This window comes from Novosphingobium sp. BL-S-20, from assembly GCF_055521635.1.
The window spans coordinates 1887413-1912369 of sequence record NZ_CM145494.1 but is presented as its reverse complement, the minus strand read 5'-3'; the positions used below and the strand labels follow the sequence as shown (position 1 = coordinate 1912369).

The window sequence follows — 24957 nt, the reverse complement described above, 5'->3', positions numbered from 1 at the left end:
TTACTCCTTATATGTGTGTCCCGGCAGCGGCGTCCGCCTGCGCGCCAATGCGTGCGAGGCTTTCGTCCCGGCCGAGCAGAACCAATACGTCGAAAATACCCGGAGAGGTCGTCTGACCAGTCAGGGCCGCCCGCAAGGGTTGCGCGAGCTTGCCGAGGCCCAATCCCAAGTCCTCGGCCATTGCCTTCAGGTTGGCTTCCAGTGCCTCCAGCGCCCAGTCGGGCTCGCCGGAAAGACGCTCATGGATGGCGGCGAGGCGCCCCCGCGCCTCGTCCGTCAGCAGCGCCTGCGCCTTCTCGCTGAACGCGAGCGGACGCTTGGCAAACAGGAAGGCCGCGCCTTCTGCAAGTTCGTTGAGGTCCTTTGCGCGGACCTTCAGCACCGGCATCGCCTGCGTGAGCAGGGCGAAGTCGGGGTTATCATATCCGGCCTGTATCAGGCGCGGTGCGACCAGTTCCGCGAGGCGGGCATCGTCCGCCTCGCGCAAGTAGTGGCCGTTGAGATTTTGCAGCTTCGCGAGGTCGAAGCGCGAGGGCGACTTGCCGACGTCGGCCATGTCGAACCACTCGATCGCCTTTTCGCGGCTGATGAATTCCTCGTCGCCGTGGCCCCAGCCGAGGCGCAGCAGATAGTTGAACAGCGCTTCCGGCAGTACCCCCATCTCGTCGCGATAGGCATCTACGCCCAGCGCGCCGTGGCGCTTCGACAGCTTGGCGCCGTCCGAACCGTGGATCAGCGGCACGTGGCCGTAAGTCGGCACTTCCCAGCCCATGCCGTGGATGACCACGAGCTGGCGGAAGGCGTTGTTGAGATGGTCGTCGCCGCGCAGGACGTGGGTCACGCCCATATCGTTGTCGTCGACCACCACGGCCAGCATGTAGGTCGGCGTGCCGTCCGAGCGCAGGATGACGAAGTCGTCGATTTCCTCGTTCTTTACGGTCACTTCGCCCTGAACGAGATCGTTGATGGTGGTCTCGCCGTCGCGCGGCGCCTTGACGCGCACGACGTAAGTGCGGTCCGTCGGCCACGTCGAGGGATCGGCATCGCGCCATTCGCTGTCGATGCGGAACGGGCGGCGCTCGTCCTGGGCCTTCTGGCGGCGCTCGGCCAGTTCCTCGGGCGTGAGGTAGCAGCGATAGGCATGGCCGTTAGCCAACAGCGCGGCGGCCACTTCGGCGTGACGGTCCGAACGGGCGAACTGGAACACGGCGGGTTCGTCGCCGTCGAGGCCGAGCCAGGTCAGGCCGTCGAAGATCGCCTCGATCGCCGGTTCGGTCGAGCGGGCGCGATCGGTGTCCTCGATGCGAAGCAGGTACTTGCCGCCGTGATGACGGGCGAACAGCCAGTTGAAGAGAGCAGTACGGGCGCCGCCGATATGGAGATAACCCGTAGGCGAGGGGGCAAAGCGCGTGACGACGGTCTTGCCTGCCGTCGATCCGCTCGATGCGCTGCCGCTTGCCATTATTATAACCTTCCTGTCCTATGCGCGCCATGGCCAGCCAAGCCGCCACGACGGTTGATCTAGAGCATCCGGATGTCGCCGGAGCCGCTGCAATGCAGCATCGCCCATGGATCAGCCAGAGCCACTTGTCGAGCAGTTTGGCCGGTGTCGAGTGTTTTCTTTCGAACTGCGGTTTCGCTAGAGGACCGTGGCTTGCCGTAGCCTTCGGAAGCGGCGCAACTGCGTGGTTTTCGCTGCCTTCCCGAGAGAGTTGGGCGGGGCTTTGCGTAGTATGCGTCGCGATTGCGATATTCGCACTTTACTGGCGTTCCGGCCTGCTGCGCTACCCGTATATCCGGCAGGCGATCTTGTCGCTTTCGTTGCTGACAATGGCTGGATGCCTTGGTGTGTGGCTGCGCTCCGAAATGATCGGTGCTCCGCCGATTTCGCGCCTGCTGTCGGGCACCTTCACGGGGACCGTAATCGGACAGGAAGAGCAGCCTGCGCTGGAGCGTGATCGGCTGACCTTGGCGATGCGCGAACCGGGGACCGGACGGGCGATCAAGGTGCGGGTGAACGTGCCGGTGCGGTTTCGCGAAAGGGTGCCGGAAACCGGGGCGGTGATCCGCTTTCGCGGGCGGCTTGCACCACCGGCCTCACCAATGTTTCCGGGGGGTTACGATTTCGCACGGTCGGCGTGGTTCGCCGGAATCGCGGCAACGGGGCAGGTGACGGCGCCAATCGAACTCGTTTCCGCGGCCCGTGGCGGCGACTGGCTGGGCAACGCGCGCAACGGGTTGTCCCGTCATATAACCGGGCGATTGGCCGGATCGACGGGGGGAATCGCGGCGGCACTGACCACGGGAGACATGGGCGCGATATCCGGAAACGATGCGCAGGCGATGCGAGATGCGGGGCTTGCGCATCTGCTTTCGATCAGCGGGCTTCATGTGAGTGCCGTGATCGGCGGGGTCTATCTTCTCGCGCTTCGGCTGCTGGCGCTTTCACCGGCTCTTGCCTTGCGCGTTCGGCTGCCGATTCTTGCTGCCGGTTTCGGGGCCTTGGCGGGGATCGGCTATACCTTGCTCAGCGGTTCGCAAGTGCCGACGGTGCGCTCGTGCCTTGGCGCCTTGTTCGTGCTGGCGGCACTGGCGATGGGGCGGGAGGCGTTGTCGATGCGCTTGCTGGCCGTGGCGGCTTTCATCGTGCTGCTGGTCTGGCCCGAGTCGATCGTCGGGCCCAGCTTCCAGATGAGTTTCGCAGCGGTCATGGTCCTCGTTGCGCTCGGCAATGCCGAACCGATGAAGCGGTGGCTCGCTCCGCGCGAAGAAGCTCTACCTTCGAAGGCCCTGCGTCACGTCATGTTGCTGCTGGTCATGGGCATCGCGATCGAAATGGCGCTCCTGCCGATCGGTCTTTACCATTTCCATCGTGCGGGCATTTACGGATCGTTCGCCAATGTTCTGGCTATCCCGCTGACAACCCTGGTTATCATGCCCTTGGTCGCGCTGGCGCTGCTTCTGGATGTGATGGGAGCAGGCGGGCCGGCATGGTGGCTCGCGGATCATGCGATCGAGGGATTGCTGGCGATCGCCCGTTTCATTGCGGATAGCCCCGGTTCCGTACGGGTCCTGCCGACGATGAGCGGGTGGCATTTCCTGCTGTTCGTGGCGGGAGGACTGTGGCTCGGACTTTGGGCAGGACGGGTTCGCTTGTTGGGGCTGGTGCCTATCCTTATCGGATTTCTGGGCCTGATGACGATTCAGGCGCCGGATCTGGTGGTTTCAGGCGATGGTCGCCATGTCGGATGGATCGATCCGGACAGTCGGCGTCTCGTGATGCTGCGTAACAGTTCGAGCGATTATGCGCTGGACAACATGATGGAGGCGGCAGGAAGGCGTGAACTTCCCGAAGTCGTTTCGGCAGCTCCGCGAGCCAGATGCAACAGCGACTTCTGCGCCGTAGCAATGCGAACCTGGCGTGCGCGGTATCAGGTCCTTATTGCCAAAGGGCGCTTGATGGTGCCCGAAGATCAACTCGCAAGGGCTTGCAGGCAATCCGACGTCGTCATTGCCGACCGCCGGCTTCCGGACAGTTGCCGACCGAAGTGGCTGAAGGCCGATCGCGCCCTACTGGATCGCAGTGGCGGCGTGGCCATCGATCTGGATCGTCGCAGGATCACGACCGTTGCCGACACTCAAGGCGATCATGGCTGGTGGCGCGGCCGCAAGTAGATATCTTCGGGCAGGTTGGCTTCGATGAACCGAAGGGGAATTCCCCTCCGGTTCAGTGATAGCGGCGCAGAAGTCCTGCAAGCTTGCCCTGAACTTCCACTTCGTCCTGACCGTAGATTTGCGGTTCGTAAGCGGCATTGGCGGGATCGAGCCGAAGCATCCCGCCCTCGCGGCGGAGATACTTGAGCGTCGCTTCCTCGCCCCGGATCAGCGCGACGATGATTTCGCCATCGCGTGCGGTATTGGTGCGCTTCACGAGGGCGAAATCGCCGTCGAGAATGCCTGCATCGATCATGGAGTCGCCGGAAACTTCCAGCGCGTAATGCTCACCGGAGCCGAGCAGGGCGGCCGGGACCGGAAGCAAGGAATGGCCCTCCAGCGCCTCGATCGGCACGCCCGCTGCAATGCGGCCATGGAGCGGAATTTCGATCACGTCGTTGGCCGGTGTCGGAACCTTCGGAGCGCGAGCCGGAGCCTCTTCCGCCGCCGGAACGCTGCGGGCAGGTTTGGTCGTCGTATCCTCAGGCTGGCGCAGGACTTCGAGTGCGCGGGCGCGGTTGGGCAGGCGGCGAATGAAGCCGCGCTCTTCCAGGGCCGAGATCAGGCGATGAACGCCCGACTTCGACTTGAGGTCGAGCGCTTCCTTCATTTCCTCGAAGCTGGGTGAGATGCCGCTTTCTTCGAGCCGGACCTGGATGAACCGGAGCAATTCATGCTGCTTGCGCGTCAACATCTGCTTTGCCTCATATGTTCTGCGGCCCTTGGCCCGGCCGGATAGTGCTGCGTCGCCAGGTGATCCTTGAAGGAACAGATCTGAACCGATCTGCTGCCTAGAGAACTTTTCTGCGAACAATGAGGGAACAATTATGCAACGAACAGGGTATAGTCAAGCAATACCGCCATTCTGGAGCAAGAACATCCGAACCATGTCGCCCGCATCGGCCGCTTCGGCATGAGCGGGGCGGTCGATCAGGACGTTGCTGGCGGCCAGCGAGGAAAGCGCGCCGCTGTCCTGTAGCGAGAGGGCCTGCACGGTTTCCCCGTCCCATACCCCGCGCAGGAATTCCCGCCGCGCTCCGCCGGTCTTCAAGGGGGCGGAAAGTTTCGCTGCAATGCTTCGCGGCAGAGGCTCTGCGGCACCGAGGAGTGCGCGCAGGACCGGCAGAACGAAAAGATAGGCCGTTACCATGCTCGACACGGGATTTCCCGGTAGCCCGATCACGAGTTGCCTGCGCTCGCCATGATGGCGCGTTGCAATCAGCAGCGGCTTGCCCGGCTTGATCGCGACGCGCCAGAAATCGATTTCGGCTCCCCAGGCTTCCAGGGCGGGACGCAGAAGATCGTGATCGCCGACCGAGGCTCCGCCGCTGGTCACGATCACATCGGCGTCGGCGGCAGCGTCGAAAGCCGCGACAAGGGCGTCGAGATCGTCCGGGATAGGTCCATTCCGCTTCGCATCGACGGGCAGGCTGCGCACGAGCGCGGAAAGCATCGCGCCGTTGCTGGCCGGGATCTGATGATCGGCGCAGCAATCCGGTTCGGCGGCCAGTTCGTCGCCGCTGTCGATCACCGCGATTCGCGGAATGCGGTGGACGGGAAGGTGCTTGTGGCCTGCCGCCACCGCCAGGCCGATCTGGGCCGGTCCGATCAGCGTACCTTGCGCCAGGAGCAGGCCGCCATCGGTGAAATCCATGCCGCGCGGGCGGATATGCTTGTCGCCCGGGTGTGGCGGCGTGCCGGTGAGGACGAGGTCGTCGCCCTGCCGGGTCAGGTCTTCCTGGAGAATGACGGCGCCGGCGTCAGCGGGAAGCAGTGCCCCCGTCGAAATGCGAACCGCTTTTCCTGGTGCGAGAGTTCCGTCAAACGGGTGCCCGGCCGCGCTTTCACCGATGACCTGCCATGGCCCGGCGAGGTCGCCAAGGGTGACGGCATAGCCGTCCATCGCCGAGATATCCGCCATGGGCTGGCTGCGCCGGGCAAACATCGGGGCGGCGAGGTATCGGCCAAGCGTGCCTTCCACGTCGACATGCTCGACAGACAATGGCTCCACCAGGGCCAGCAAGCGCGCCTGCGCTTCTTCCAGCGGCAGCGGCGGGATCATCCGGCTTTCCAGTGACCCGACTTGCCGCCGAACTTCTCGATGAGCCGGATATCCCCGATGACCATGCCCTTGTCGAGTGCCTTGGCCATGTCGTAGATTGTCACGAGTGCGACGGAAATGGCTGTAATCGCTTCCATTTCCACGCCGGTCTTGCCGGTGAGCGATACGGTTGCAGTGGCCGTCAGGGCTTCTTCTTCGAAGGCGAAATCGAGGTTCACGGCGTCGAGCACCAGCGGGTGGCACATGGGGATGAGGTCGGCTGTCTTCTTCGCCGCCATGATGCCCGCGATCCTCGCGGTTCCGAGCACGTCACCCTTCGGCGCATTCCCGGTGCGGATGGCTTCCAGCGCTGCTGCCGTCATTGCGATACGGCCCGAGGCTACCGCGACGCGGCGGGTTTCCGCTTTCGCGCCTACGTCCACCATGCGGGCATTGCCCTGATCGTCGATGTGGGTGAGGGACTTGCTCATCCCAGCAGGAGGGCGCGGGTGGCGGCCTCGACATCGGCTTCGCGCATCAGGCTCTCGCCGACAAGGAACGTGCGCGCGCCGCAGGCAGAGAGGCGCTGGAGGTCGGCATGGCCGTTGATCCCGCTCTCGCTGACCAGCAGCGTGCCTTCGGGGGCCAACGGGGCGAGCTGTTCGGTAATGCCGATATCGGTGACGAAGCGCTTCAGATCGCGATTGTTCACGCCGATAAGCCTCGACTTTAGGCGGCTTGCGCGTTCCATCTCGGCTTCGTTGTGAACTTCGACGAGGCAATCCATGCCGCGTTCGTGGGCAGCGGCTTCGAGTTCGGCCATGAGGCCGTCATCGAGCGCGGCGACGATGATGAGGATCGCGTCGGCGCCGATCGCGCGGGCTTCGGCGACCTGCCAGGGATCGACCATGAAGTCCTTGCGGATGACCGGCAGCGACACCGCGGCGCGCGCTTCGACGAGGAAGTCCTCGTGGCCCTGGAAGTAGGGCGCATCGGTCAGGATCGACAGGCAGGCGGCGCCGCCGCGCTCATAGGCGACTGCGTGCTCGGCAGGACGGAAATCGGGACGGATCAGGCCCTTGGAGGGCGAGGCCTTCTTGATTTCGGCGATCAGCGCAAAGCCGGTTTCCGCCTTGGTGCGCAGGGCGGCTTCAAAGCCGCGCGGGGCGGTCTGCGCGGCGGCGCGGGCGTCGAGGTCGCTGATCGTCGCGAAGCCCTTGCGGGTTTCGACTTCCGCGCGCTTGGTCTGGCAGATCTCGGTAAGCTTGTCGGACATCGGTACCTCGAAAACGCGGCTCAGGCCTTGAGCGCGGAAATCCAGCAATTCAGCAGGGCATTGGCGAGGCCCTTGTCGATGGCCTCGGCGGCTTCCTCGACGCCTTCGCGCCAGGTTTCGACTTCGCCCGCGACGATCAGCGCGCCGGCGGCATTGAGCAGCACGGCGTCGCGATAGGCGCCTTCCTCGCCGAGGAGCAGGCGGCGCAGCGCCTCGGCATTGTAGGCCGCATCGCCGCCGCGAATGGCGCCGACTTGCGAAACCGGCAGGCCGACATCCTTGGGCGAGACACGGCGCATGGCCAGTTCGCCATGCTTGATCTCGGCCACTTCGTTGCCGCCCGCGAGGCTCAGTTCGTCCAGGCCTTCGTCGCCGGAAATGACGAAGGAGTGCTCGCTGCCGAGGTGCATCAGCGCTTCGGCATAGATCGGCACATAGGCGGGGCGGGCGATGCCGACGAGCTGGCGGCGGACATTGGCGGGATTGGCCAGCGGCCCCATGAGGTTGAAGATCGTGCGGCGGCCGATCGCCTTGCGGATCGGCATGATCCGCCCCATCGCCGGGTGATGGCGGGCGGCGAAGAGGAAGCAGATGCCGAGGTCGTTCAGCGTTTCCTCGGCGGTCTCGGCGGCGCGATCGAGGTTCAGGCCAAGCGCTTCGAGGGTGTCGGCGGCTCCGGCCTTCGAGCTGGCGGCGCGGTTGCCGTGCTTGGCGACGGGCACGCCGCAGGCGGCGACGACCAGCGACACGGCGGTCGAGACGTTGAGCGTGTGATGCCCGTCGCCGCCGGTACCGCAGACGTCGATGGCGTTCGCGGGGGCGTGGATCGGGATCATGCGGCTGCGCATGGCGCGGGCCGCTCCGGCGATCTCGCTGGCGGTCTCGCCGCGCTCGGTGAGGGCGATCAGGAAGCGGACGATGGCGTCGTCATCGACTTTGCCGTCGAGGATTGCACCGAAGGCCTCTTCGGCCTCGGCTTCGCCGATGGGATGCAGCGGGTCGGGAAGGCTGGTCACGGTCACGCCGCGATCCGTGCCGGAAGCTGCGCGTCGATGCCGCAGAGCCTCAGGTAGTTGGCCAGCATTGCATGACCGTGCTCGGTAGCGATGCTTTCCGGGTGAAACTGCACGCCGTGGATCGGCAGCGTGGCATGGCGGAAGCCCATGACATGGCCGTCGTCCGAGCGGGCATTGACCTTCAGCGTCTCGGGAATGTCCTCGACGATCAGCGAGTGATAGCGGGTGGCGGTGAAGGGCGAAGGGATGCCCTGGAACACGCCGGTATCGTCATGCGTGACCGGCGAGGTCTTGCCGTGCATCAGCCCGCCGCGCACGACTTTGCCGCCGAAGTACTGGCCGATCGACTGGTGGCCGAGGCAGACGCCGAGCAGCGGCTTGCCACTGTCCGCCGCCGCGCCCACAAGGTCGAGGCTGATGCCTGCCTCGTTAGGCGTGCAGGGGCCGGGCGAGAGCAGGAAGCCCTGCGCGCCGCTTTCGATGGCCTGGACGGCGGTGAGGGCGTCGTTGCGCACCACTTCGACTTCGGCGCCCAGTTCCATCACGTAGTGGACCAGGTTCCAGGTGAAGCTGTCGTAATTGTCGATGACGAGGATCATGGTCTGCCTTTCGTCGCTTTCTCGACGACGATCAAGGGGCCGAGCGGCGGTCCGCCGTCCACGCGCCCGTGCTCCGGGTCCCAGAGCGAGGATACGCTGCCGTCGAGGAACAGCGCATCGGGGCAATCGAGCTTGTCCCGCAGCAGGCGGGCGAGCTTGCCGAACGAGACCGGCTCGTCCGAAATCACGAAGTGGGCGCGGCCCTTGTGGTCGACGCCGACGGCATTGCGCAGTTTTTTCGACTCGCCGTCCGCATCGATCTTCGGGTGGAGCTTGCCGCCGATCACCAGCATCGGGCCGGACTGGGTGCCGAAGTCCGGACGGTTTGAGACGGTCTTCGCGAAGTCCTGCGTTGTCCGCACGGCCCATCGGCCTTTCGCATCGCCGTAGAACACGCCGTTGGGCTGGAGGTGGAAGTTGCCCCAGCCTTCGTTGGTGTTGAGCTTGTGGCCGCGCTGCCCTTCCTCGACATAATAGCCGATCGGCTGTCCCTTGTCGTCGAACATGCCGCCGTTCATCGCGAAGGCGACGGCGTGGTTGCCCGAGGGGCGGCTCGCGGCGAGTTCGGAGAGGCTGCGATAGGGCGCGCCGCCTTTCGGCCCGAGCACCATGTGAATCGTGTGGCGCGCGGGATCGGCGGTGCAATGGGTGAAGGACACGCCTTCGAACGTCGCGCCCACGCAGGCGGGCGGGGGCGGCGCGGCGGCCTCCTGCTTGGCGTCACCCGAAGAGCAGGCGGCGAGAAGCAGCAGGGCCGCGGCGGGGCCCCGCGTCACTGGCCGAAGCCCGGCTCCCCGGCGACGCGCACGGCCTCGCGGGCGGCGGCGAAGAGTGCGCCGGACTTGGCCTCGCATTCGCGCTGTTCGTAGGCGGGGACGCTGTCGGCGACGATGCCTGCCCCGGCCTGGACATGGAGCACGCCGTCCTTGAGCACGCCGGTGCGCAGCACGATGCACGAGTCCACCGAGCCGTCGGGCGCGAAATAGCCGACGCCGCCCGCATAGGCGCCGCGCGTCTCGGGCTCGAGTTCGGCGATGATCTCGCAGGCGCGGACTTTCGGGGCGCCGGAGACGGTGCCAGCCGGGAAGCCCGCGAAGACCGCGTCGATGGCGTCGTGCCGGGCGGTGTCGAGCTTGCCGACCACGTTCGAAACGATGTGCATGACGTGGCTGTAGCGCTCGATCGTGTAGCTGTCGGTCACTTCGACGGTTCCGGCGGCGGCCACGCGGCCGACGTCGTTACGGCCGAGATCGAGCAGCATCAGGTGCTCGGCGCGTTCCTTGGGATCGGCGAGCAGGCTGACTTCGTTGGCCTTGTCCTCGGAAGCGGTCTTGCCGCGCGGGCGGGTGCCTGCGATCGGACGGATCGTCACTTCGCCTTCGCGCACGCGCACGAGGATTTCCGGGCTGGAGCCGATCAGCGCGAAGCCGGGCATGTCGAGGAAGTAGAGGAACGGCGAGGGGTTCACGCGGCGCAGCGAGCGATAGAGCGCCAGCGGCGGCAGCGGGAAATCGCAGGTGAAGCGCTGGGCCAGCACGACCTGGAAAATGTCGCCGGCCTCGATGTAGTCCTTCGCCTTCAGGACCATCGCCTCGTAATCGGCGGCAGCCATGACCGGGGTCTGGACGGGTTCGGGCAGGTCGGCGGCGGTCGGCGCTGCGGGCGCCGGGCCGGAGAGCTTGCGCAGAGCTTCGTCGATGCGCTCCGAAGCGCGTTCGACCAGCGCTTCCGGCGCACCGGCTTCCGGCCAGAGCGGGGCGACGCAGAACAGTTCGTCGCTGAGGCGATCGAACACGAGGATCAGCGAGGGCCGCACGAACAGCATGTCCGGCACTTCCAGCGCGCTTTGCGGCGCGCGCGGCAGCTTCTCGACAAGGCCGATGGTCTCGTAGCCGAAGTAGCCGACGAGGCAGGCCAGGGCAGGGGGAAGCTCGGCAGGCACGTCGAAGCGGCAGCTCTCGACCAGCGTGCGCAGTTCCGTGAGAGTATCGCCCGGAAGCGGCGAGAAGGCCTCGCGGTCGTCTCGCCAGTTGCGGTTGATTTCGCAGGAATGACCCTCGGCGCGGAACACGAGGTCCGGATCGAGGCCGATCAGGCTGTAGCGCCCGCGCGTCTCGCCGCCTTCGACCGATTCGAGCAGGAAATCGCCGCGCCCTTCCTCGAAGAGCTTGAGCGCGACGGCGACCGGGGTTTCGGTATCGGCCACGAGCTTGCGCCAGAGCACGCCGGGCTTGCCCTGGGAGAGCTGTGCCAATGCCGCAAGGCGATCCGATTCGCGTTCCATAACCCCGGTCTTCATCTCAAGTTGTCTTATTCAGCGGCAGCGGCACGTTTTCATTCAGGGCTGGCGGCGCCGGCGAGCTGGTCGCGGACAGCGGCGATCGCCTTGTCGTGCTTGGTCACGCCTACTTCCTTGCGGATCGCCTTGCCGAGCGCGTCGGTATAGGCCTGGCCGAGCTGGCCGCCGAGTTCACGCTGGGTGCCCTCGACGAGCTGCGGTGCTTCGACCTTGCCCGGCACCACGTCCTTCAGGAGCACGACGAACCAGCCGCGATCCTGTCCGGCCGACTGCACCTTCACGGTGCCCTTGGCCATGTGGAACATCAGCGAGACCGGCGGCGGAACCTGACGGCCCGAACGCAGCGCGGCGGTCAGTGTGGCGCGCGACATCGAAACCTGCTCGACGGGCAGCTTCTTGCCGGTGGCGGCGACGGCCTGTTCCACGGTCTTGCCCTGACGGAGCTGGGCCTGGATCTGAATCGCGGCGGCCTTGGCGGCGGCACCGCCCTTGTCGAGCGCCCAGGCGGCCTTCACGTCGTTCACGATCTCCTTGAACGGCGCGGGTGCCGAGGCGGTGATCTGGGTGACGTCGTAGACGATGTAGCTCGGCGGGGTGGCGGGCACGCCTTCCTTGGCGGGCTGACCGCCGACTTGCGCGCTCTGCGGCTTCTCCTGGTCCATGCCGAAAGCGGTCTTCAGCACCGGCTGCAGCAGGGCCGGGGCGGTTTCGCCGGGCTTGCCGTAGACCTGGCCGTCGGCAACGATCGGCGCGGTCGTCTCGACCGTCGTGCCAAGCGACTTGGCGACTTCGACGAGGCTGGCGCCGTTGCTGAACTCATCTTCGATCTTGGCGAGAAGGTCGGTGAAGGCAGCGCGCTTTTTCTCTTCAGTGAGCTTGGCGACGATCTCGTCCTTGACGGAAGCGAGGGTGCGCTCAGGCGTCTTCTGCTCCTGCTCGACGCGGATCAGGTGCCAGCCCAGCGCGCTCTTCTGCGGTGCCGCGAGCTTGCCGATGGGGGTCGCGAAGACGGCATCGGCGACGGCGGGCGAGAACTGGCTCGAAAGCTGGTCCTTGCTGAAGAATTCGAGCTTGGCGGCCGAGAGGCCCTTGGCCTGGGCGGCAGCTTCCAGCGACTTGCCGCCCGCGACTTCGGCGGCGACGGCCTTGGCCCCGGCTTCGGTCGGAACGATCAGCTGGGTGATCTTGCGGTTGTCCTGTGCGGCGTAGAGCGCCTTGTCGGTCTGGTACTGCTTGGCGATCTCGGCGTCGGTGGGCGCGGCGACCTGCTTGACGGCCGCTTCGCCGAAGGCGGCGTAACGGATCACGCGGCGCTCGGGGCGGACGAAGGCGCCGGTGTGGCTCTTGTAGAAGGCCTGGAGATCGGCATCGTTCGGCTGACCTGCGGGGAAGAACAGCTGCGAGGGCAGGGCGACGACCGAGCCGGCGCGGTTCTCGTCGAGCAGGGCGGCATAGCGCTTGGCAGCGAAGTTCGACATCGTGGTGCCGAACTGCGCGGGAAGCATCAGCTGCTGGGCGATCAGGCCCTGGGCGATATCGTCGCGCAGCGACTTTTCCGAAAGGCCCTGCTGGGCGAGCAGCTGGCGATAGGTGCTCTGGTCGAACTTGCCGTCCACGCCCTGGAACGCCGGGATGCGGGCGATCTCGCTGTCGATCAGACGGTCACCGGCGACGACACCGATCTTCTTGCCGAAGAACGCGGTAGCGGTGCGGTCGATCAGTTCGTCCAGCACCTGCTCCAGCCCGCCCTGCGCGATGAGCGACTTCATCGTCATCGTCGGGTCCTGCTGCTGGACGCGCGTCAGCGCGGACTTGGCGGCCAGAGCCAGATCGTTCTCGGCCACGTCATCCTGGCCGACGGTGGCGACCGACTGGCCGGGGCTGATGCCTCCGGAATCGTTCATGCCGGTAAGGTCACCGCCGACGAAAGCCAGCGTGATGAGCACCAGCACCGCCAGGCCAATGCCGGCGCCGATCTTGGACTTCAGGACGTTGCGGAAGAATGAGAGCATGTACCGTGCCGATCAGCGTGGAAATTTCAGGTTCGGGTCGGAGCGAGGGCAGAGCCGCCATGGGAAGGCCAACGCGTGAAACGGGCAGGCTTTAGGGTGGCTTGTGACATCCTGCAATGCCAACTTTTGAGGCGACATCTGGGCCGACGTTTGGGGCGACGTTCGATAAGTGGTTCGCGAATCAAGAATTCCCGCGCTCCATCCGCAATCGCGCCTGAACCGTAAATGCACGGATTTTGACAAGAAGGGCCTCCGTGCCCTAGCAGCGCCCCGAAAGCCCGGCTCGTGATTCCTGCTTCCGAGGGGAGTCTCGAGTAGTCTGAGTGCTCTGAAATCAAGGTTTCTTAATAACATGGCTGGTCTGCCTTACATCGTCGGTAACTGGAAAATGAACGGCACGCGTGCGATGCTCAACGAGGCGCGCGCGATCGATCGGTCTGCCGCGCGCTTTCCGAAGGTGCAGGTGGCGGTCGCGCCGCCGGCGACGTTGATCTACCGCATCCGCGATGCCGTCGGACTGATCGGCGTCGGCGGCCAGGACTGCCGCGCGGAAGATAGCGGCGCCTTCACCGGTGACATTTCCGCCCCCATGCTCAAGGATGCGGGCGCGGACTTCACCATCGTCGGTCACTCCGAGCGCCGCACGCTGCACGGCGAGAGCGACGGCGACGTGAAGGCCAAGGCCGAGGCCGCCCTCTCGGCGGGTCTCGCGGTGATTCTCTGCGTCGGCGAAACCGAGGCGCAGCGCGATGCGGGCGACGCCGAAGCCGTGGTCGCCGCGCAGCTTGAAGGTTCGTGCCCGTCGATCGACGGTCTGCCCGAGAAGATTTCGGTCGCTTACGAGCCGGTCTGGGCGATCGGCACCGGCCGCGTTCCCTCGATCGAGGACGTGGCGGCGATGCACGCGGCGATCCGCGCGAAGCTCGTTGCCATCTACGGCGAGGGCGGTGCGGACGTGCGCATTCTCTACGGCGGCTCGGTCAAGGCGGAGAACGCCGGCGAACTGCTCTCCGTGCCGGAAGTGGGCGGAGCGCTGGTCGGCGGCGCCAGCCTGAGCGCCGAGAGCTTCCTGGCGATCGTCGGTGCCGCAGCTTCGCTGGGCAACGACTGAGACGCGGATTTCCGCCGGATCCCGGCCTTTCATGCCAAGGGTTCGGCTGATGACTTGCGCAGAAGGCGACGAGCGCCTATCTGCGCGGCTTGAGATGTGGGTTTCGGCCCCGAAAGACTGAGAAAAACGCAAGATGCTGTTCACCTTCCTGACCGTTGTCCAGGCGATTGTCGCGCTTCTGCTCGTCGTCGTCATTCTGATGCAGAAGTCGGAAGGCGGCGGTCTCGGTGTCGGCGGCGGCAGCCCTTCGGGCCTGATGTCGGCGCGCGGTGCGGCTAACTTCATGACCCGCGCAACGGGCGTCCTCGCCGCGGTCTTCGTGATTCTCTCGATCGTGCTCGCAGCTCTGGCGGTCAATACGACCAGCGGCCGCGACATCGACACTTCCCTTCAGCGCGAGACGGCTCCGGCCGCTCCCGTACAGCCGGCCGATCCGCTCGCCGGCGCGGCCGCACCGGCCGCGGCTCCGGCGGGTGGCGCGAGCCCGGCTCCGGCCGGAACCGCTCCGGCCAACGATCCGCTTTCGGGTGCTGCCGGCCAGTAATCTGGCTTTCGGCAGGGTTCACCCCGGCGCATCATCGTAACAGGAATGCCGTCTGGCTCTGGCAGGCGGCATTTCATTTGTGTTGAACTGTGGATTGCGGCACAGCGCTCTTGCGCTCGTGCCCCCATGCAATTTAAGGGCCGACTCCCATGGCGCGGCATATTTTCATTACCGGCGGCGTGGTTTCCTCGCTTGGCAAAGGTCTCATGGCGGCGAGCCTCGCGGCTCTGCTTCAGGCACGCGGTTATCGCGTCCGAATCCGCAAGTTCGATCCCTATCTAAACGTCGATCCGGGCACGATGAGCCCCTATCAGCACGGCGAGGTCTATGTGACCGACGACGGCGCTGAGACCGACCTCGATCTCGGCCACTACGAGCGCTACACCGGCGTTTCGGCCCGTCAGGCGGACAACATCACCTCGGGCCGCATCTATCAGGACATCATCGCCAAGGAACGCCGCGGCGACTACCTCGGCGCGACGGTCCAGGTGATCCCGCACGTCACCGACGCGATCAAGGACTTCGCGATGACGGAGACCGAGGATCTCGACTTCGTGCTCTGCGAGATCGGCGGCACTGTCGGCGATATCGAGGGTCTGCCCTTCGTCGAGGCCCTGCGCCAGCTGCGCAACGAACTCGGCCGCGAGCAGACCTGCTTCGTCCACGTCACCCTGGTGCCCTACATCGCGGCTGCCGGTGAGCTGAAGACCAAGCCGACCCAGCACTCGGTACGCGAACTGACCGGCCTCGGCATCCAGCCCGACATCCTGCTCTGCCGCGCAGACCGCGAACTCCCCGAGAGCGAGCGCCGCAAGATTGCGCTGTTCTGCAACGTGCGCCCGCAGGCGGTGATCCCCGCGCTCGACGCGCCGAACATTTACGCCGTGCCGCTCCAGTACCACCAGGAAGGCCTCGACGCCGAAGTGCTTCACCACTTCGGCATGGAATCGCAGGCGCCCGACCTGGCGCGCTGGAACGACATCACCGACCGTTTCGAACACCCCGAGGGCGAAGTGACCATCGGCGTCGTCGGCAAGTACGTCGGCCTGCAGGACGCCTACAAGTCGCTGAACGAAGCGCTCGTTCACGGCGGCATGGCCAACCGCGTGAAGGTCAACGTCAACTGGATCGATGCCGAGATCTTCGAGAAGGAAGATTCGGAAATCGCCGCCGCGCTCGAACCGATGCACGGCATTCTGGTCCCCGGCGGCTTCGGCGAGCGCGGCACCGAAGGCAAGATCGCCTCGGTCCGCTTCGCCCGCGAGCGTGAAGTGCCGTTCTTCGGCATCTGCCTCGGCATGCAGATGGCCTGCATCGAGGGTGCTCGTTCGGCCGGTGTCGAGAAGGCCAACTCCACCGAATTCGGCCCGACCGAGGAACCCGTCGTCGGCATCATCACCGAGTGGATGGGCAAGGACGGCCTGGAAAAGCGCGCCGAAGGCGGCGATCTGGGCGGCACCATGCGCCTCGGCGCCTACAAGGCTGAGCTTTCGCCGAACAGCCATGTCGCCTCGATCTACGGCTCGACCGAGATCTCGGAGCGTCACCGTCACCGCTACGAAGTGAACGCCTCGTACCGCGAGACGCTGGAATCGGGCGGCCTGATCTTCTCCGGCATGTCGCCCGACGGCCTGCTGCCCGAGATCGTCGAGCGTCCGGATCATCCGTTCTTCGTCGGCGTGCAGTTCCACCCCGAATACAAGTCGCGCCCCTTCGAGCCGCACCCGCTCTTCGCCGGGTTCATCGCCGCGGCGCTGCGTCAGGCCCGACTGGTCTGATCGCGGGAAATTCGCTTTAGGGAAGGGCGGGCCGGATGGTCCGCCCTTTTCGATTCAGCGCAGTGCGGCGAGCAGCAGCGTTACCGTCGCAACGGACAAAACCGTCGAGACGAGGATGACGCGGGCGGTGAGCGCGCCTTCGCGGCGGTGGAGTTCCGCCAGCATGAACGGCCCGGTCCCGGTCGGCAGGGCGGCGAGCAGCACGGCGGCATCGCGCAGCGGCTTTTCGAGCGGGATCACCCAGCGGGCCATGACGAGCATGAGCGCCGGATAGGCGAAGAGTTTCAGCCCGACGAGCAGGGTGGTCCGCCCAGTGTCGCCGGGTTCGAGCGTGCGCGGTTCGGCCAGGAACATGCCGAGGCAGACGAGGGCGCAGGGGCTGGCGGCGGAGCCGAGCAGTTTGAGGAACGTGTCCAGCGGCGCGGCGATGCCGACCCCGCTCGCCATGACCAATGCGCCCAGCGACGGCGCCAGCACCAGCGGATTGCGGAACAGCGCCTGAAGCACGCGGAGGAACACGAGCGAGGGGCGTCCCCCGGACTGGTTGCCGAATTCGAGCAGGACGATGGAAGTCGCAAAGAGGGCGCAAACGGTGTTGATCGTGGCGATCAGCGTCAGCGTCCGCGACGCCGGTCCCAGCGTTGCCAGCAGCAACGGAAAACCGAGGAAGGCGACGTTGGAATAGGCGGCATTGAGGCCGTGGATCGTCGCATTGCCGATAGCGGCGCCCTTCATGCGGCTGACTGTTACCGTAAGCGCGAAGAAACAGAACGTCGTCAGCGCGAAGACGGCGACGAAGCCCGGTTGCCACAGGTCGGCGGGCCGGGCGCCTGCGACGATGTCGAACAGCAGGGCGGGAAGCGCCAAATAGACGACGAAGCGGTTGAGTTCGGTGGTCGATTGCGGCCCGAACACGCCGAGACGCCGGGTCAGCCAGCCCGCGAAGGTCAGCGCAAAGATCGGCAGGACGACCGACAGGATCGAAAGCATGGAGAAAAGCGGCCCGCTGGAAGTGATGCGGCCAGCTTAGGGTGCGGAATGCGCAGCTGTCACGGTTTCCTTGTCACCGCGCAGCAAAAAGGGCGGCCCGGACATGCCGGACCGCCCCCAGATCATGTCAGTTCATCGAAGCGTTCAGGCGGCGGCGGAATCGTTGCCCGCACTGCCTTCGACGACGGAAAGGGTGTTTCCGCCGATCGAGATCTTCTTCGGCTTCATCGCCTCGGGCACTTCGCGCACGAGGTCGATCACCAGCAGGCCGTCAGCCAGATCGGCACCGTCGACGCGGACGTAATCGGCCAGTTCGAAGCGGCGCTCGAACCCGCGCTGGGCAATGCCGACGTGCAGCATTTCGCCTTCGGCCGGTTCCTCGGGCTTGTGGCCCTTGACCACCAGCAGGTTGGCCTGCGCAGTAATGTCGATATCGGCGGGCTTGAAGCCTGCGACCGCCAGCGTGATGCGATAGGCATCGGCGCCGCGACGCTCGATGTTGAAGGGGGGATACTTGTCGCCCGGATTCACGCGGCCCTGGTTCTCGATCATGTCGAACAGGCGGTCGAAGCCGACCATGGTGCGGCGATAGGGCGAAAAATCGATACGGTTCATGACAAAAATCCTCGTTCGAGCAATCTTCGTGTGATGAGGCCCGACTTGCGGCGCCTCGCTCTCAAGCCATCCCCTTGGCGGGCCATGACTTGCACTCCTAGATATGGTAGCGGATCGCCCTTTCAAGGGTCGCAAAAAGATTGAAGGAAGAAGTTCGATGAGCCAGCCGAAAGTCGAGATCTACACCAAGTGGGGCTGCCCCTATTGCGTCATGGCGAAGGCATTGCTGGACGGCAAAGGCGTGACTTACGAGGAATACGACGTGACCATGGGCGGCGAGAAGCGCGCCGAGATGGTCGAGCGCGTTCCCGGTGCGATGACGGTTCCGCAGGTTCTGGTCGACGACAAGGCCTATGGCGGGTTCGACGACATCAGCGCGCTCGACCGGGCCGGCAAGCTCGATCCGGTGCTGGGTCTCTGACCGCGATGGGCCGCGCTGCGCTGTTCCAGATGACCTCTGGCATCGATCCCGAGGCCAATGCCGCCGCGATCGCCGCCGCGATCCGCGAGGCGAAGGCAGGCGGTGCGGCCATGCTGTTCACGCCCGAAATGTCGGGCCTGCTCGACCGTAACCGGGAGCGGGCGGCCAGTCATATCGTGCGGGAGGCGGAGGACCGCGTGCTTGCGGCGGCATGCGATGCGGCGGCGCACGAGGGTCTGTGGGTGCATATCGGCTCGCTGGCGGTGCGCCGCGATGAGGGCGGGGACGAACGCTATGCCAACCGCGCCTTCGTTATCGGCCCCGATGGCGAAATCCGCGCTCGCTACGATAAGATGCACATGTTCGACGTCGATCTAGCCACCGGCGAATCCTGGCGCGAATCGAACGCCTATGCGCCCGGCAACGACGTCGTGACGGTGGAGACGCCGCTCGGCAGGCTGGGGCTGGCGATCTGCTACGACGTGCGCTTCCCGGCGCTGTTCGAGGCGCTCGGCCGGGTGAAATGCGACGTGATCGCCACGCCTGCTGCCTTCACGGTGCCGACCGGCAAGGCGCACTGGCACCTGATGCAGCGCGCCCGCGCGGTCGAGGCGAGCGCTTTCGTGCTCAGCGCCGCGCAAGTCGGCCATCACGAGGACGGACGCGAGACTTACGGCCATTCGCTGGCGATCGACCCCTGGGGCGATATCTTGCTCGACATGGGCGGCGAGCGGGCGGGGCTGGGCTTCGTCGATCTCGATCCGGCGCGGATTGCAGAAGTCCGCGCGCAGCTTCCCAGTCTTGCCAACCGCCGCGAGATCGCCAAATAGGCGGCGATGCCTATCGTCTTTGATCTCGAATGCCGTTCCGCGCAGCACCGCTTCGAGGGCTGGTTCAAGTCCTCGGACGATTACGCGCGCCAGCAGGAGCGGGGGCTGGTCGCCTGTCCGCACTGCGGATCGGCCGATGTCGGCAAGGCGGTGCAGGCGCCGCGCCTCGCGCGTAAGGGCAACCAGCGGTCCGAAGTCCCGGCTAAGGCGGCGTCGTCTTTGCCGGAGCCAGCGCCCGCCGAACCTGCTGCACCCTTGCCGCCTCAGGCGATCGAGGTTCTCCAGAAGCTGGCGGTGATGCAGGCCGAGGCGCTCAAGACGAGCCGTTTCGTCGGCGACAACTTCGCCGAGGATGCCCGCGCGATGCATTACGGCGAGCGCGAGGCGGAAACGATCCATGGCCGCGCGAGTGTCGAGCAGGCCAAGGAACTTATCGAGGAAGGCATTGCGCTTACGCCGCTGCCGTTTCCGGTCACGCCGCCCGAAAAGGCCAACTGAACGGATTGCAGCGGGTCGACTGCTCTAGGCGTGGGACAGGAAGCGCTCGAGCGCGGGGTTCTCGTTTTCCGGGTGCCAGATCATGTTGAGTTTCGCCATCCAGTCTGACGCCGCCTGGAGCGGGCGGAAGCGCACATTGGGAAATTGCAGGCGAGCGGCAGCCTCCGGCACCAGCGCCGCGCCGAACCCGGCATCCACCAGCGCCAGCATAGAGTGCATCTGGCCGACCTGATGGACGATGTCCGGTGAGACTTTGCTCTGCATGAACAGGGCGCCGAGCAGGTCGTGGAAATAGCTCGATGCATCGGGCGAGAACATCACGAAGGGCTTGGCATGCAGGTCCTCGATCCGGATGCTGTCCAGCGCGCAAAGCGGATCGGCGGCAGGCAGTGCGGCGACCAGCTGCTCCCGCAAATACTCGCGTGAAGAGAACTGGCCCAGCGCCACGACCGGCCGAATGAAGCCGACATCCAGCACGCCGCTGGCCAGGGCATCGACTTGCGCGCTGGTCACCATTTCGCGCAGCACGACATCGACGCCCGGCATCGCCTCATGCAGTTTGAGCATCAGGTCCGGCAGCATCCCGTAGCCCGAGGCCGCCGTGAAGCCGATGCGCAAGGTTCCGGCCTCGCCGCGCCAGACCCGCTGGGTCCAGCGGCGGGCATTGTCGCTGAGGCGAAGGATTCGCTTGGCTTCGGGCAGGAACACCCGTCCCGCCGAGGTCAATCGTACCGAGCGGCTGTTGCGGACCAGTAAAGGCGCCGCAAGCTCGCGTTCAAGCAGTTGGATCTGCCTGCTCAAGGGAGGCTGCGTCATGTTCAGCTGCTCTGCAGCCCGGCCGAAATGCAGCTGCTCGGCTACCGCGACGAAGCAGCGGAGCTGGCTCAATTCGAACATCAATTCAAAATCCGCATCATTGAGAACAATATTTGACTTAGCCAATATCGTTGCCGGGCGCTAGCACAACCGGACCGGGAGGCTGCGGCCACCCTTTGAACGAGATCGCCGGCGCGCACCGGTGACCGCTTTGAAGAGGATGAGACAGGCGTTTCCCGATCTTGAGACGATTATCGTTCGCGCTCCGTTTGCGCGCCGATCCGATAGCCAAAAGGAATTGTGATGACCCGCATGACGCCCCGTGAAATGGCCCAGGCAATTGGCCAGGGCCTCCTGACGTTCCCGGTGACGCACTTCGATGCCGACAACCAGTTCGACGAAGCGCCGTTTCGCGAGCATTGCGCCTGGATGCTGGAGCATGACGTGGTCGCGCTGTTCGCCGCCGGCGGCACGGGCGAATTCTTCTCGCTGACGCCTGGCGAAGTCGATCGGGTTGTTCGCGCTTCCGTCGAGGAAACCGCTGGCAAGGTGCCGGTGATCGCTGGCGCCGGATATGGCACTGCCACCGCGATCGAACTGGCCCAGGCCGCCGAGCGTGCCGGTGCCGACGGCATCCTGCTGCTGCCGCCCTATCTGTCCGAAACCTCGCAGCAGGGCCTTGCCGCGCATATCGAGGCGGTCTGCAATTCGGTTTCGATCGGTGTGATCCAGTATAACCGTGCAAATTCGGTGCTGAACGAGGATACGCTCGCCCGCGTTGCCGATCGCTGCCCCAACCTGGTCGGTTTCAAGGACGGAGTCGGCGATCTCGAACTGATGATGAAGGTCTATGCCAAGCTCGGCGATCGCCTGACCTACATCGGCGGCCTTCCCACGGCGGAAACCTTTGCGCTGCCCTACCTCGAAATGGGCGTGACCACCTATTCCTCGGCGATCTACAATTTCATGCCGGAATGGGCGGTCGATTTCTACAAGGCCGTTCGCGCCAAGGACCAGGCCGCCGTGGTCAAAGGCCTGAACGAGTTCGTCTTCCCTTACCTCAAGATCCGCGACAAGGGCCGCGGCTATGCGGTCTCGATCGTGAAGGCCGGGCTTCGCTCGGTGGGACGTCCGGCCGGGCACGTGCGCTCGCCGCTGCATGACCTGAACGAAGCCGAACAGGCAGAACTCGACGCCCTGATCGCCAAGGTCAATGCGAGCTATGCCGAGGCGCGCCGTGCTGCTTGAAGGCGGCCTTCCGACCGGCGAAATGCTGATCGGAACGACTTCGGTCCGGGGCGGTGAAGGCGCGGTCCGCGCAGTCAATCCGGCGACCGGCGAGGTGATGGAACCGGCTTTCGCCGGGGCCTCGCCCGCCGAAGTCGCGCGGGCCTGCGCACTGGCAAGGGCGGCTTTCGTCCCTTACCGCGAGACTTCGCCGGAGGCGCGGGCTGCTTTCCTGGAAGCGATCGCCGATGAGATCATGGCTCTCGGCGACCCGCTGATCGAACGGGTGATGGCCGAAAGCGGGCTTCCCCGGGGCCGGATAGAGGGTGAGCGCGCACGAACCTGCGGGCAGCTTCGGCTGTTCGTGCAAGTGGTGCTGTCCGGCGACTATCTCGATGCTCGCATCGATCCGGCCTTGCCCGAACGCCAGCCGCTCCCCCGTGCCGACTTGCGCCTGCGCAACATCGCGGTGGGTCCGGTGGCCGTGTTCGGCGCTTCGAATTTCCCGCTGGCGTTCTCGGTTGCGGGCGGTGACACTGCCTCGGCGCTGGCGGCGGGATGTCCGGTCGTGGCCAAGGCCCACTCCGCGCATCCGGGCACTTCCGCGATGGTGGCAGAGGCGATCCGCACTGCGGCTCTCCGCTGCGCCATGCCAGAAGGGGTGTTCTCGCTGCTCTTTGGTGACGGCAATGCCGTGGGCACTGCGCTGGTCGCCGATCCGCGCGTCAAGGCGGTCGGCTTCACCGGCTCGCGCGGGGGCGGCCTTGCGCTGATGCAGGTCGCGGCCTCGCGGCGCGAGCCGATCCCTGTCTATGCGGAGATGTCCAGCATCAATCCGGTGCTGCTGCTGCCCGGTGCGCTGGCCGAGCGAGGCGAAGCCATCGGTCGCAGCTTCGCAACGGCGCTTCAACTCGGTGCCGGTCAGTTCTGCACCAACCCCGGCCTGATCCTGGCCGTCGACGGCCCCGGTATCGAGGACTTTGTTGCCGGTGCCCGCGCCGCGCTGGAGGGGGCTTCGCCGCAGACGATGCTGACCCCAGGCATACATGCGGCTTACGAGAGCGCCGTTGCCGCGCTTTCAGGGCATGACAGGGTGACGACCGTGGTGCGCGGCGGTGCCTGTGCCGGGCGCTACGAGGCCCGTGCGGGTCTGTTCGAGACCGACCTTGCCTCGTTCCGCGAAGACCCGCGGCTTCAGGCGGAGATTTTCGGCGCTTCCTCGCTACTGGTGCGGGTGAAGGACGTGGCCGAACTCGAAGAGGTTCTGGGCGAACTGGAAGGGCAACTGACGATCTCGATCCATATGGCGGATAGCGACTGCGATGCCGTGGCCGCCCTGCTGCCGATGATGGAGGAGACGGCGGGACGCCTGTTGGTGAACGGTTTCGGTACCGGCGTCGAAGTGTCCCACGCGATGGTGCACGGCGGCCCGTTCCCGGCGACTTCGGACGGACGCGCGACATCGGTCGGCACGCTGGCGATACGCCGTTTCCTGCGCCCGGTCTGCTACCAGGACATGCCGCAAGACCTGCTGCCGCAAGCCCTTCGCAACGATAATCCGCTCAAGCTCTGGCGAATGACCGACGGAGCTATTGGCAGAAACTGAATTTTACGGAATCAGACCGGCCCCGCTCAACGAAGCTTCAGAACGACGTGAGCGGCCGGTCCATTCCTGGAGAGGCGTATGAAATCCGATGTTCGGCCTTCGCGGCCCGGCACAAGCCATATCCGATACTGGATCCTGGCCATGCTGTTCCTGGTCACCTCGATCAACTATGCCGATCGCGCATCGATGTCGATCGCAGGTTCGGCCATCAAGCAGGCTCTGGGGATCTCCTCGGTCGAGCTTGGCTTCATCTTTTCGGGGTTCGCGTGGAGCTACGTGATCGCCCAAATTCCCGGCGGTGCCTTCCTCGACCGCTTCGGTTCGCGCAAGGTCTACATCTGGTCGATCATCGCCTGGTCCTCCTGCACCTTCGCGTCGGGCTTCTGTTCCTATCTTGCCCCCGGCGCCGCGGTGATCGGACTGTTCATCCTGCGCCTGGCACTGGGCGCGGCCGAAGCACCGTCCTTCCCGGCCAATGCCCGGCTCGTTGCCGCATGGTTCCCCGATCGTGAGCGCGGCACCGCGAGTGCGATATTCAACGCCGCACAATATGCTGCTCTGATCTTCTTCTCGCCGCTGATGGGCTGGATCGTCGAGACTTACGACTGGCACCACGTCTTCTTCGTCATGGGCGCGCTGGGCCTGTGCAGCGCGGGCGTGTTCGCGCTCGTCGTCGAGGCCCCGCTGCGGCACCCCCGAGCAAGCGATGCGGAGCTGGAACTCATCCGCAGCGGCGGAGGCCAGATCGAACTGGACGCGGCGAAGGAGCCCAAGGCCAGCACGTTCAGCTGGAAGGTCGTGGGTGAACTGTTGAGCAACCGCATGTTGCTGGGCATCTATCTCGGCCAATATTGCGTGAATGCGCTGACGTTCTTCTTCACCACCTGGTTCCCGGTCTATCTTGTCCACCGCGGGCTTTCCTACACCCAGGCCGGTTTCGGCGCAGCGGTTCCGGCCATCGCCGGGGTCGCCGGGGGCATCATCGGCGGTCTGTTCTCCGACATGCTCATCAAGCGCGGCCACAGCCTGACCTTCAGTCGCAAGCTGCCGGTCGTGCTGGGCATGAGCTTCTCGGTGGTCATTGTGCTGAGCAACATGACCACGAGCATGACCTTGGTCATCGCTTTCATGGCCATGGCGTTCTTCGGCAAGGGTCTGGGTGCGCTCGGTTGGGCGATCATCTCGGACGCCGCGCCGCGCTCGGTTACCGGCCTGTCGGGAGCGATCTTCAACATGGTTGGTAACTTCGCGGGGATCGTGACTCCGATCGTCATCGGATATCTCGTGAACGCCACGGGTTCGTTCAACCTGGCGCTGCTGTTCGTTGCCGCCCATGCGCTGGTCTGCGTGTTCAGCTACTTGTTCATCGTCGGCCCGATCAAGCGTTTCTCGCTTGCCAGCGCTCCGGCGGATCATGCCAAGCCGCTGGCATCCCGGCAGCCGGCCCACCAGGGCTGACGCTTCAGGCCTGAAACCTCGGGCCTGAGATAGCGGAACGGATAAGGCACGCGGGCCCTGAACGGCAGGGCCCGCGTCCATCCCGAACTACCAAACGACAAGATCA

The 24957-nt window shown here is 65.4% G+C and carries 23 protein-coding genes; 10 read left to right on the top strand and 13 right to left on the bottom strand.

Features of this window, described 5'->3' with window-relative positions:
• Positions 1 to 7: 7 nt before the first annotated feature.
• Complete coding sequence (gltX, locus tag ACZ1II_RS16650) at positions 8 to 1462, bottom strand: glutamate--tRNA ligase (RefSeq protein WP_465144744.1); 1455 nt, start codon at positions 1460 to 1462, stop codon at positions 8 to 10.
• Between the two features lie 20 nt (positions 1463 to 1482).
• On the opposite strand from gltX, the gene ACZ1II_RS16645 reads away from it, so the two are divergent.
• Positions 1483 to 3675 (top strand): ComEC/Rec2 family competence protein, encoded by a 2193-nt coding sequence (locus ACZ1II_RS16645; protein ID WP_465144743.1) that lies wholly within the window; start codon positions 1483 to 1485, stop codon positions 3673 to 3675.
• Between the two features lie 52 nt (positions 3676 to 3727).
• On the opposite strand, the gene lexA is transcribed toward ACZ1II_RS16645, so the two are convergent.
• The 9 genes from lexA to ACZ1II_RS16600 form a co-directional block, all read right to left on the bottom strand.
• Positions 3728 to 4408, bottom strand: coding sequence for a transcriptional repressor LexA (gene lexA, locus ACZ1II_RS16640; protein WP_465144742.1), 681 nt, complete (start codon positions 4406 to 4408; stop codon positions 3728 to 3730).
• A gap of 153 nt (positions 4409 to 4561) precedes the next feature.
• Positions 4562 to 5776, bottom strand: a complete 1215-nt coding sequence (locus ACZ1II_RS16635; protein ID WP_465144741.1) for a molybdopterin molybdotransferase MoeA — start codon at positions 5774 to 5776, stop codon at positions 4562 to 4564.
• Positions 5773 to 6246 carry a cyclic pyranopterin monophosphate synthase MoaC gene (moaC, locus tag ACZ1II_RS16630; protein WP_465144740.1) on the bottom strand — a complete coding sequence of 158 codons (474 nt, stop codon included), beginning with the start codon at positions 6244 to 6246 and terminating at the stop codon, positions 5773 to 5775. Before moaC ends, ACZ1II_RS16635 begins: the two co-directional genes overlap by 4 nt.
• Complete coding sequence (gene trpC, locus ACZ1II_RS16625) at positions 6243 to 7031, bottom strand: indole-3-glycerol phosphate synthase TrpC (protein ID WP_465144739.1); 789 nt, start codon at positions 7029 to 7031, stop codon at positions 6243 to 6245. The genes moaC and trpC overlap by 4 nt, the downstream gene beginning before the upstream one ends.
• Before the next feature lie 20 nt (positions 7032 to 7051).
• Entirely contained in the window at positions 7052 to 8047 is a 996-nt protein-coding gene (trpD, locus tag ACZ1II_RS16620) for an anthranilate phosphoribosyltransferase (RefSeq protein ID WP_465147321.1), read from the bottom strand.
• A gap of 2 nt (positions 8048 to 8049) precedes the next feature.
• The gene (locus ACZ1II_RS16615; protein ID WP_465144738.1) at positions 8050 to 8646 is read right to left on the bottom strand and encodes an anthranilate synthase component II; all 597 of its coding nucleotides are present in this window, start codon (positions 8644 to 8646) and stop codon (positions 8050 to 8052) included.
• Positions 8643 to 9422, bottom strand: coding sequence for a phosphodiester glycosidase family protein (locus tag ACZ1II_RS16610; protein WP_465144737.1), 780 nt, complete (start codon positions 9420 to 9422; stop codon positions 8643 to 8645). The genes ACZ1II_RS16615 and ACZ1II_RS16610 overlap by 4 nt, the downstream gene beginning before the upstream one ends.
• Positions 9419 to 10930: an anthranilate synthase component I gene (trpE, locus tag ACZ1II_RS16605; protein WP_465147320.1), complete on the bottom strand. Its 1512-nt coding sequence runs from the start codon at positions 10928 to 10930 to the stop codon at positions 9419 to 9421. Before trpE ends, ACZ1II_RS16610 begins: the two co-directional genes overlap by 4 nt.
• A 50-nt stretch (positions 10931 to 10980) precedes the next feature.
• On the bottom strand, positions 10981 to 12957 hold the full coding sequence (locus ACZ1II_RS16600; RefSeq protein ID WP_465144736.1) for a peptidylprolyl isomerase: 1977 nt from the start codon (positions 12955 to 12957) through the stop codon (positions 10981 to 10983).
• 352 nt (positions 12958 to 13309) lie between these two features.
• On the opposite strand from ACZ1II_RS16600, the gene tpiA reads away from it, so the two are divergent.
• The 3 genes from tpiA (at position 13310) to ACZ1II_RS16585 (ending at position 16390) form a co-directional block, all read left to right on the top strand.
• Positions 13310 to 14068, top strand: a complete 759-nt coding sequence (gene tpiA / locus ACZ1II_RS16595) for a triose-phosphate isomerase (RefSeq protein ID WP_465144735.1) — start codon at positions 13310 to 13312, stop codon at positions 14066 to 14068.
• A 136-nt stretch (positions 14069 to 14204) separates the two neighbouring features.
• The gene (secG, locus tag ACZ1II_RS16590; protein WP_465147319.1) at positions 14205 to 14612 is read left to right on the top strand and encodes a preprotein translocase subunit SecG; all 408 of its coding nucleotides are present in this window, start codon (positions 14205 to 14207) and stop codon (positions 14610 to 14612) included.
• A 149-nt stretch (positions 14613 to 14761) separates the two neighbouring features.
• Positions 14762 to 16390, top strand: coding sequence for a CTP synthase (locus ACZ1II_RS16585; RefSeq protein ID WP_465144734.1), 1629 nt, complete (start codon positions 14762 to 14764; stop codon positions 16388 to 16390).
• Positions 16391 to 16444: 54 nt separating this feature from the next.
• Here the strand turns inward: ACZ1II_RS16585 and ACZ1II_RS16580 are convergent, their stop codons facing one another.
• Both ACZ1II_RS16580 and ACZ1II_RS16575 read right to left on the bottom strand, forming a co-directional pair.
• Positions 16445 to 17380 carry an AEC family transporter gene (locus tag ACZ1II_RS16580; protein WP_465144733.1) on the bottom strand — a complete coding sequence of 312 codons (936 nt, stop codon included), beginning with the start codon at positions 17378 to 17380 and terminating at the stop codon, positions 16445 to 16447.
• Positions 17381 to 17524: 144 nt separating this feature from the next.
• Positions 17525 to 17995 carry an Hsp20 family protein gene (locus ACZ1II_RS16575; RefSeq protein WP_465144732.1) on the bottom strand — a complete coding sequence of 157 codons (471 nt, stop codon included), beginning with the start codon at positions 17993 to 17995 and terminating at the stop codon, positions 17525 to 17527.
• 157 nt (positions 17996 to 18152) lie between these two features.
• Here ACZ1II_RS16575 and grxC point away from each other — a divergent pair, with 157 nt between their 5' ends.
• From grxC to ACZ1II_RS16560, 3 genes are read left to right on the top strand one after another with little or no spacing between them, the layout of a single operon-like run.
• The gene (gene grxC / locus ACZ1II_RS16570; RefSeq protein ID WP_465144731.1) at positions 18153 to 18416 is read left to right on the top strand and encodes a glutaredoxin 3; all 264 of its coding nucleotides are present in this window, start codon (positions 18153 to 18155) and stop codon (positions 18414 to 18416) included.
• A 5-nt stretch (positions 18417 to 18421) separates the two neighbouring features.
• The gene (locus ACZ1II_RS16565) at positions 18422 to 19246 is read left to right on the top strand and encodes a carbon-nitrogen hydrolase family protein (protein WP_465144730.1); all 825 of its coding nucleotides are present in this window, start codon (positions 18422 to 18424) and stop codon (positions 19244 to 19246) included.
• A 6-nt stretch (positions 19247 to 19252) separates the two neighbouring features.
• Entirely contained in the window at positions 19253 to 19744 is a 492-nt protein-coding gene (locus ACZ1II_RS16560) for a DUF1178 family protein (protein ID WP_465144729.1), read from the top strand.
• Positions 19745 to 19768: 24 nt separating this feature from the next.
• Here the strand turns inward: ACZ1II_RS16560 and ACZ1II_RS16555 are convergent, their stop codons facing one another.
• On the bottom strand, positions 19769 to 20641 hold the full coding sequence (locus tag ACZ1II_RS16555) for a LysR family transcriptional regulator (protein ID WP_465144728.1): 873 nt from the start codon (positions 20639 to 20641) through the stop codon (positions 19769 to 19771).
• Between the two features lie 222 nt (positions 20642 to 20863).
• Here ACZ1II_RS16555 and kdgD point away from each other — a divergent pair, with 222 nt between their 5' ends.
• The 3 genes from kdgD (at position 20864) to ACZ1II_RS16540 (ending at position 24851) form a co-directional block, all read left to right on the top strand.
• Positions 20864 to 21808 (top strand): 5-dehydro-4-deoxyglucarate dehydratase, encoded by a 945-nt coding sequence (gene kdgD, locus ACZ1II_RS16550; protein WP_465144727.1) that lies wholly within the window; start codon positions 20864 to 20866, stop codon positions 21806 to 21808.
• Positions 21783 to 23393, top strand: coding sequence for an aldehyde dehydrogenase (NADP(+)) (locus tag ACZ1II_RS16545; RefSeq protein ID WP_465144726.1), 1611 nt, complete (start codon positions 21783 to 21785; stop codon positions 23391 to 23393). The genes kdgD and ACZ1II_RS16545 overlap by 26 nt, the downstream gene beginning before the upstream one ends.
• Positions 23394 to 23471: 78 nt before the next feature.
• Positions 23472 to 24851: an MFS transporter gene (locus ACZ1II_RS16540; RefSeq protein ID WP_465144725.1), complete on the top strand. Its 1380-nt coding sequence runs from the start codon at positions 23472 to 23474 to the stop codon at positions 24849 to 24851.
• The last annotated feature ends 106 nt before the right edge of the window (positions 24852 to 24957 follow it).